Annotated in this window: 1 protein-coding gene and 1 pseudogene; both read right to left on the reverse strand. The window is 74.3% G+C overall.

The window, feature by feature from the left end:
* Positions 1-220 (reverse strand): annotated as a pseudogene (locus tag ACFV0Q_RS41560) (hypothetical protein); the annotation flags it as partial.
* A complete protein-coding gene (locus tag ACFV0Q_RS41565) occupies positions 217-1,299 on the reverse strand; it encodes a conjugal transfer protein (protein WP_385013303.1) in 1,083 nt (360 codons plus the stop codon). The gene ACFV0Q_RS41565 and the pseudogene ACFV0Q_RS41560, both read right to left, overlap by 4 nt.
* Positions 1,300-1,522 lie beyond the last annotated feature (223 nt).

A 1,522-nucleotide genomic window follows, 5' to 3' on the forward strand; every position in this document is an offset into this window, starting at 1 on the left:
AGAGGCCTGCCAGGGTATCGCGGGAGGAATAGATGCCGAGCGCGAGAGCCATGGCGAGCAGCGCGCCGATACCAGCCTTGAGGGAGAACTGCTTGCAGATAGCGGCGAGGACGATCACCACGAGAGCGACCTTCAGGCCCCGATCGGCCCACTTGCCCAGCATGTCGAAAATGCCATCGCCGAGGGCGTCCAGCTGGCTGGCGAGGATCACCATCTTCATCGGGCACCCCCGGCGGTGACGGTGGGCTCGCCAGACGGGGACGCGACACCGACGGACGCCGGGGCGGGGGAACCGCTCTCGAGGGTGCTGATCTCCCAGCGGCCGGCGCGGGCGGTCACCACCAGGCGGTACTCCAGCGGCCAGCGGGTACCGGCCCGATCCTCACCTTCGACCCGCACCCGCACGCGCGCCCGGGTCCCATCAGCCGGAACGTCCCTCCCGTCGGCCAGCTCCGTGTCGGCCGCGACGTCCTTGACCTCGATGCGCGAGTAGGAGGCTGCCGCCGGCGCGGACAGACGCACCCCCGGCGACAGGTACCGCTCCAAGCCCGCACCCTGCCCACCGGCACCGGCCAGGTAAGTCCGCAGGAACTCCCCGAGGGAGACAGCCAGGGGGCCGGTGGAGGGGACAGGGCGGGTGAACACGGATGCCCCGGCCTGGGCCGCCTCGGGGGCGGCGACTTCGGCGGGCGATCCGGTGACCACCAGAGGCCCGCCATCCCTGCCACCAGTGCCGCTGACGGCGAAGTACCGGGCCGCGCTCTGGGCCACCGCCTGGTCCGTGCCATTGCTCGACGCTTGCCCGCGCCGCTCCTCGGCGATGGCGGCAACCGTCACCGTCCACCCACCACCGGGCGGGTAGGCGGTCCGTAGGGGAGTCACCCGCACCACCGCGGGGATGCCGGCCTCACGGGAACGGGAGGGGAGTTCGGCCTGCGGCGCCATCGCCCGCACAGCCGTACCCACGGGGTTGTCTGACACGTCGGCGTCGGCGCGCAGCCACAGCTCCACGAAGTGCGCGGCCGTCCCGGCCGGGTCCACCTGCGGGCGGCTCGTGCTCGGGGCCGGGGCCACAGCAGCCTGCGCGGCGGTGCCGGCCGGGGCGGCCAAGGCGACGGCGAGCGCGAGGGGCCCTGCCGCCAGTGCCGTCCAGACCCCGATCCGCGCCAGGCGCGGGCCCTGCGAGACCGGGCGGCCGACGGGGACGGTCTCCGGCCGCGAGGTGCGGAGCGGCTTCGAGAGCGCGGTCGGTCGGGCGGGACGTTCGCGGCCGGGAGGGATAGTGCGACGACGTGCCATGGGAGTGCCTTCCGAGGGGAGTGGAGCTGCTTGCCCCCACACAACGGCGACGCCCTCACCGGTCCGCTCACCACGCCAACCCCGGCGCCATCACGGCTGGGACACAGCGTGGGTGGTGGGGGACCCGGGACTCCCCACCGCCGCCCCCACGCCGGGCACACCCCCGCCCGCCCCAAAAGCACCCGCGGCGCCGGGAGGGCACCCCACCCCGGGGCGTGTACAA

The sequence above is a fragment of the Streptomyces sp. NPDC059564 genome (genome assembly GCF_042735575.1).
GTDB lineage: Bacteria > Actinomycetota > Actinomycetes > Streptomycetales > Streptomycetaceae > Streptomyces.